Consider the following 6,365-nt stretch of genomic DNA (forward strand, 5'->3'; position numbering starts at 1 on the left):
GCACCTTTCCTTAAAACCCTCCGTCACTCAGAAAGCGAGAACTAGGACTTAAGATTTTTTTCAATCATACTATACCTTATTTGGTTTTTAAGTCATTCTCCTGCTTTTCTCCCTAAATTGCTAACTGCGAAATAGACGACTATACTGGGTTTCGTGGTTCATACTGGCAAAACTTAGCCCCCAACTCCAACTGGTCAGGTTTTCATCGGCTAAACTGATAATATCTGCTGTTGCTGTTAATAAACTGGGCTGTAAACCGATCAGAAGCGCTTGTCCTAGGGTTTGTCCAAGGGGAATTAAACGCAGTCCTGCATTGATTAAATTACTTGCCCAACTGTGTAAATAGCCTAAAACCGCTAATTCTTCCCCAATTTGCCAATGACTTGCCCCGATCGCAAAGGCGGTGGCATAATTAGCCTGTTCCGGTAGATTATCTCTGTCTGGTGCTAACTCCCGCAATAGGTTTAACAGCGATCGCCCCATTTGCCAGCTTTGTTGTCTTAATTCGGCCGTTTCCCGCGTTGCCGATAACCAATTGTCCCAATAATTAAGTTTTGTAAAATCTTCTTGACAAAAACAACGATATACCCTTAGCAAAACAGCCGCTTCTAAGCGAATCGAGCCTTGACAAAGCGATCGCTCTAACCAATCATTCAAGGTGGCACTATTGGAGATAATCCCCTTTTCGACGAGGGTTTCTAGCCCTTCGGAATAACTATAGGCCCCCACGGGTAAAATGGGACTAGCCAATTGTAATAAACACAAAAGTTCTTTTTGATCGAGCATAGAAAACCGAGAAAATTGTCCTTATCAATTATCCATTCATCTGTTTAACCAGATGTAAAATTTCAGGAAGAATCAGTTTTTCTAGGGCTAATTTAACGGCATTAGTGGAACCAGGGAGAGAAAAGACCAATAGGTTTTGATAAACCCCAGCTATTGCCCTCGATGCCATGGCACGGGAGCCGATTTCCTGATAACTGAGATAACGAAATAATTCGCCAAAACCGGGCAAAGTAATCCTTAATAAAGGTACTAAAGCATCGTAGGTAGTGTCTCTGGGAGCAATACCCGTCCCCCCATTAAGAATTAAGACTTTTATCTGATTTTGATTGCTAATCTCTGGTAAAATTGCTTGAATTTGTAAGGGTTCATCGGGGATAATTAAGTATAGGCCGATATCGTGACCCGATCGAGTTAGTAACTCTTGAATTATTTGGCCACTTCTATCCGTCTCTGGGGTACGAGTATCGCTCACCGTGACTACGGCACAGGTAAGGTGAAGGGGGGTGGTGTCGGGATGGGGAATAAAGGTCATAATTAGGGTTTGCGGCAAAAAGTTTTTCTTGGGTGTAGGGTGTAGGGTGTAGGGTTTTACCGATTTTGAGGTAGTCAATTACCTAATTTTCAGGGAAAAAGTAGCTGAATTTTCCCCCCGATCACTCCCATATCGGATACTTTTTGATTGACAAAAAGTCTAAAAGTCTTATCCAACAAGGTTTTTAGATTTATTCAGCCAGCCCTAATTAACGATATGCTGAGAGTTGGAGAAAAACAAGCATTAAGAACAAATGTATGTACTGACCGGCCAGTGCAGTCACCCTGAAATAAAAAACTTAACTTTGGCAAGTATTGCCGATTTTTGCTGGTTTTTGCAACCTTTTCGCTGGTAATGACGACAAAGTAAAGGGAACTTCTAGAGAACAGATTATCCCAAAATAACAAAATCGAGATTATCATCTAAGTTGGTATAGATTATGACTGGAATTATGAGTCAACTCAGTCCCCTACAAGCCGAACAAATCAAGGAAATCGGGACTTATTTACGTCAAAAACGAGAAGAAAGCTGCCTGAGCATAGACGATATCGCCGCCGTGACGATGATTAGATTGCCAATGCTAGAAGCGTTGGAAACGGGGAATTGGGAGAAATTACCAGAATTAATTTATGTCAAGGGATTTATCAAACGCTACGGTGATGCCCTAAAAATTGATGGTAAAGCTTTAGCCGATCGCTTGTCTCCTAGTGCGGAACAATTAGCCCAAGAGGTAACTATCCCGAAAACACTGCCCACAAAAGCTACCCCCATCTCCAAGGCTGAACCGGCTGCCCCAAAAGCGGAACGAGTGAAACCAGAAAACCCGGCCCCAGAAACTAGCCCCCAACCAGCTAAATCGACCTTTTTCGGGATATATCTCTGGTTAGGCTTACTGGCGGGCATATTTTGTGGTATTGGCTATCTTTTCCTCCGTCCCCCTCTCTCTAATCCCCCTGCCCTTACTCCCTCTCCTTCCCCCGTGGGTTCCCTCGCACCGGTAGTCCCTCCTGCGCTGGTAGCCTCTCCTTCCCCTTCTCCTCCGCCAAAAGTTCCCCTCTCAGCCGAAGTAACTATTGAACAGGCCACTTGGGTAAGGGTAATTGCCGATGGCAAAAAAGTCCACGAAGGCAATCTCCAACCCGGGACCAAACGAACTTGGACAGCCCAAAAGAGTTTAAATATTCGATCGGGCAATGCTGGTGCTGTTAAAATCTCTCTTAACGACAACCCTGCCCAATTAATGGGTAAAGCTGACCAAATCGGCGAAATCACCCTCACTGCACCCCCTCTCAGTGATCAGTAAACAGTAATCAGTGAACTAAAAACTCACATCTGAAAACTGAAAACTGAAAACTGATAACTGATAACTGATAACTGATAACTGATTAGGCTGCATCATCCCAGATGGGGGTAAGGGTTTGATAATCGTAGCGGGAAGCGTTGGGATGACAGGTGACACAGGTGGTGTGACCGAGAGGAGTGGGTAAATTGACCCTAGGGTGCAAAACCTTTAAATAACTGGACTGTTCAATTAGGAGGGGAACAAAAGTAGTCTCCCTAAGAGGGCGGGAAGAATAACTGAGATAATCCCAGATAAGACGCTGAGTAATGCCGACAATTGGTTTTAAACGGATACCATAGTGAGAATTAGGATTTTCTAGGATTTTTTTCCAAGTTTGACTCGGTAGGATGCTGGGAGGAATGGCAATATGGCAGGTGGCACAATTTTCTAGATAGGTTTGCTCTCCAATTTGATAACGATTTAGCAATGTATCCGAGGAGGGAGATTGGGCGATCGCTGGTTGTTGAAGTAGCGAAGCCAGTAGAATACCCCCTAGAATACTGAGGAGAAAGAGGATCAGAAAAAAAATCGATTTCACTTGACCGCTGGAAGGCATGACTGGGATGACGAGTAATTGAACACAATTTTGACACTCTCGCCATCACAAGGCCAAGCTGTGTGATGGGAGATTCTTGCTTCACAGAAACCTGCTTTTTGAGACGAATCCCAAGGAGTCTTACAGTCTCTCCACAAGTTTAAACTCCTGACTGCCCATCAGTATTTGGGAGCTTCTGGTTTATGTGTGGAAACGAGGTCTATACTGATATTTTCTAGTTTCTTCTGCGGCTCGACTGAGCATCGCCGAACGTTAAAATAGCCCTAAAAGTCTTGCTTGATAGGTATTTCACGGTTTCATAAGCAAAAATTAAGTAGGTAGGCGTTAAAAATTATCAGATGCCCCCCTTATCAAGGGGGGACTAAGGGGGGATCGGCACCCCCCTTATCAAGGGGGGACTAAGGGGGGATCGGCACCCCCCTTATCAAGGGGGGACTAAGGGGGGATCAGAGGCAAAATCCATTTTTAATTTAATTATAACCAGCTACTTATAACACAAAGTCGAGAAGAGCCTCTTAACTTTTTTTGTATCAAAATTACTTGAACGGGAGCATTAAAAGGGGGGAATTAATCCCCCCCATCAATTTAGACAAAGAAACTATTGACTGGAATAGTGCCGAGCGCCGGTAAATTACCCGTTAACCCAGTCAGATTAATCACCAAATCATTAGCACTTTGGAAGCCTGCTGTACCGTCGTTGATAATTAGGTAAGTAGAAGAACTATTGTCCCGCACTAAAGCAGCACTGTTCATCCCGAGAGCTTGATTTCCGGCTGTTGCCCCATTAGCATCGGTAAAGATGTTAGTAACAATGGTGTTAATATTGGTCGTGGTGCTATTTGTTGCCCGGGTAAAAGCGCCCGGGGCATTAATTGCCAGATTGACAAGGCATTACCCGTGCCATTAAGATTACCAGTACCAGTGAGGACGAGATTTTCCACGTTGTCAGGAAGGGTATAGGAAATGGAAACTCGCAGTGAAACACCTCGTGAAACTTGGCTGCAACCGATTGTCGCTCTTCTGGGAGAAGGGGAATTCGCCGAGGCTTATGCTTTGGCTGCATACTTTCCTAACACTCGCAATAGGCAACTTGTACAATTTGCTGCGTTACTGGGACAAAATAAGTTTAGTGAAGCTGATACTCTCTTAAAGAAATTTGCTGCTGAAACTCAAAGCCTTGTGGCTGATTTTGCCACTATTATGAGCCAAGTCGATTTGAATTTCCTTGAGACAGCTTATAAAGCTATTAAGGATCAATATTTCGAGTTAGCTGATTTCTGTATTCAATTTCAACTGCTCACTCATCCAGAAACAAGCTTATCAGTAATCGGTGACTTACTTCAGCTTGCTCGACAAATGTTAGTTGCTGGCAATTTTGAGTGCGGTGAAACCTATCTAGAAATGGCGATCAAACTAGATAATTCTCCTAAAAAGCTTATTCTAAAGCTTATTCTTCAGTGCATAAAAGTTCTTCGGATGATAAATAAGCCAAAAGTAAGCCGAAGTAGGATTGTTTACCTGATGAAGAGCGTTCCTCTATCTGCTAAGTTGCCTTTGCCTAAAACTAGCCAGACAGTTATTCCGTTGCTGCTTGATTGGGAAGAGAAAGAAGAGAAAGAAGAGAAAAAATTTAAAATTATACGCCACACTCGAATCGAATTCCCATCAGGATGTGTTCTTGAACAAAAAGTTGATTTAAAGATTCAGCTAACTCAAGAGATTCCAAAATTTACTCGTGTTCAAGAAAAAATTTTGCTTACAGTAGGACGTAATACTAAGCACGTTAAACTAAATGTCAAGGTTACTGCTCCAGCATTTGCCATAAGACCTTATCAGCAGCAGTTGACTGTTCCAGTTAAAGGCGATTCCAACGAAGTGATTTTTACCCTTGTTCCTCTTGAAAGAGGTGAGCAAGTTATTGAGATTGAGTTTTTCAGAGGAGCAACAAGAGTTGGGTATGTAATCGTTCAAACTAATGTAAGTTCCTACTGGTATCGTGAAAAATCGCCAAAAGTTTTATCAATGGAAGACCCAATTGATGGTCTCAAAAACTTAGAAAGTATGACGGTTAATCCCGATAAACATACACTTAATGTTACTTGGATTGAGAGAGAAAGTAAATTACTCTATACCATTTTCCCAGCGAATCGCTTAGGCGAGTGGAAGAAAACAATTCCTAATATTCAGCAACAAATTGAAGAGGAAGACCATGCCAATTAAAGTATATGCCACAGCCGTTGATCCAGCTTCAGTTAGTAGCTTACAAACTGAGGATGAGGAAATCCTGACTACTTTGGGACCACAAGAGGAAACCGTCGCAGTTCAGTTGCAAGAACTCTTTGAATCTGTCATGGAAGCTCTTTCTAGTAAGGTAGATGTAGAAAGTCAGTTGACTGTTGAAATTAATGGTTCAGTCAGCCTAAAGGCGAAGGGAGAACTCAAATATCTGTTTTTCAACATTGGAGCAGAAACAGCCAATACAAACACGATGAAAGTTACCCTATCTACAACTTTGCAGCCAAAAATACAGAAAACGAAGTAAATGTCCACCATTAAAACAAAAAGCCAGAGGTCGGTATCCGGTCTCTCAAAGAAAACGGGTTTCTCAAAGAGTTTCTCAAAGAAAACCGTTTTCTAGATATTGATTTTTGCCAAAGACTGCTTAAATTCTGCGAGAGAATTAGCGGTAGCTGCTAATTTTAGTAGCTCTTCTAAGATAGTAGGGTTAGTCATTTTGCCGATTATCTCTTCAATTTCTGAAGAAATCTGTCCAAAGCGCACGGTTAAAACTGTTTTTATGTCATCGCGGCTTTTTTCTAACGCTCCAATTTCCTTACCAATTTCCTTACCGCGTTCGATTCCTCGTAACTCCATATTACTTACTAAAGGCATGGTTCTTTCCTCCTCAAATTGTTTAATTTTACTCTCTAAACTTGACTGTAATTCAGGGGATAAAGTCATCATATTGTCGATGATTTCAAACAGTTTACTAAGTAAGGTAGGTATTCCCCACACTACTTATTTATGATGATACTAAAAGACTTCCTACACTCCTCAAAAGAATTTACTATAAGTGCGGCTTTTAACATCTCTTCTAAAACCGAAATAACTGAAGCATCATTGAGACATTGTCCAATATCTCCAGGGAT

At 42.1% G+C, this 6,365-nt stretch carries 6 protein-coding genes and 2 pseudogenes; 3 read left to right on the forward strand and 5 right to left on the reverse strand.

The genetic code is table 11. The features are described from left to right. Positions 1-120: 120 nt before the first annotated feature. Complete coding sequence (locus O9323_RS01865) at positions 121-786, reverse strand: urease accessory protein UreF (RefSeq protein WP_002737619.1); 666 nt, start codon at positions 784-786, stop codon at positions 121-123. Positions 787-814: 28 nt separating this feature from the next. Then, positions 815-1,318, reverse strand: coding sequence for a MogA/MoaB family molybdenum cofactor biosynthesis protein (locus O9323_RS01870; RefSeq protein ID WP_002735591.1), 504 nt, complete (start codon positions 1,316-1,318; stop codon positions 815-817). Positions 1,319-1,757: 439 nt separating this feature from the next. On the opposite strand from O9323_RS01870, the gene O9323_RS01875 reads away from it, so the two are divergent. Continuing rightward, complete coding sequence (locus tag O9323_RS01875; RefSeq protein ID WP_002752830.1) at positions 1,758-2,621, forward strand: helix-turn-helix domain-containing protein; 864 nt, start codon at positions 1,758-1,760, stop codon at positions 2,619-2,621. A gap of 82 nt (positions 2,622-2,703) precedes the next feature. On the opposite strand, the gene O9323_RS01880 is transcribed toward O9323_RS01875, so the two are convergent. Together O9323_RS01880 and O9323_RS01885 are read right to left on the reverse strand one after the other, a co-directional pair. Beyond that, positions 2,704-3,216, reverse strand: a complete 513-nt coding sequence (locus tag O9323_RS01880) for a hypothetical protein (protein ID WP_002752828.1) — start codon at positions 3,214-3,216, stop codon at positions 2,704-2,706. 585 nt (positions 3,217-3,801) lie between these two features. Then, positions 3,802-4,196: pseudogene (locus O9323_RS01885) on the reverse strand (bluetail domain-containing putative surface protein); the annotation flags it as partial. Here O9323_RS01885 and O9323_RS01890 point away from each other — a divergent pair. After that, complete coding sequence (locus O9323_RS01890) at positions 4,180-5,436, forward strand: hypothetical protein (protein ID WP_288124608.1); 1,257 nt, start codon at positions 4,180-4,182, stop codon at positions 5,434-5,436. The pseudogene O9323_RS01885 and the gene O9323_RS01890 overlap by 17 nt on opposite strands. Then, a complete protein-coding gene (locus O9323_RS01895; RefSeq protein ID WP_002760882.1) occupies positions 5,426-5,758 on the forward strand; it encodes a hypothetical protein in 333 nt (110 codons plus the stop codon). The genes O9323_RS01890 and O9323_RS01895 overlap by 11 nt, the downstream gene beginning before the upstream one ends. 92 nt (positions 5,759-5,850) lie before the next feature. On the opposite strand, the pseudogene O9323_RS01900 reads toward O9323_RS01895, so the two are convergent. Further along, a pseudogene (locus O9323_RS01900) lies at positions 5,851-6,204 on the reverse strand (hypothetical protein); the annotation flags it as partial. Positions 6,205-6,365 lie beyond the last annotated feature (161 nt).

Origin of the sequence: Microcystis sp. LE19-131.1A (assembly GCF_027532015.1) — a bacterium.
Taxonomy (GTDB): domain Bacteria; phylum Cyanobacteriota; class Cyanobacteriia; order Cyanobacteriales; family Microcystaceae; genus Microcystis; species Microcystis ichthyoblabe_A.

Excerpts from the sequence above, each read along its gene's own strand:
- O9323_RS01880 (WP_002752828.1), bottom strand. The coding sequence starts at position 3,216 with ATGCCTTCCAGCGGTCAAGTGAAATCGATTTTTTTTCTGATCCTCTTT.
- O9323_RS01870 (WP_002735591.1), bottom strand. The coding sequence starts at position 1,318 with ATGACCTTTATTCCCCATCCCGACACCACCCCCCTTCACCTTACCTGT.
- O9323_RS01875 (WP_002752830.1), top strand. The coding sequence starts at position 1,758 with ATGACTGGAATTATGAGTCAACTCAGTCCCCTACAAGCCGAACAAATC.
- O9323_RS01890 (WP_288124608.1), top strand. The coding sequence starts at position 4,180 with ATGGAAACTCGCAGTGAAACACCTCGTGAAACTTGGCTGCAACCGATT.
- O9323_RS01865 (WP_002737619.1), bottom strand. The coding sequence starts at position 786 with ATGCTCGATCAAAAAGAACTTTTGTGTTTATTACAATTGGCTAGTCCC.
- O9323_RS01895 (WP_002760882.1), top strand. The coding sequence starts at position 5,426 with ATGCCAATTAAAGTATATGCCACAGCCGTTGATCCAGCTTCAGTTAGT.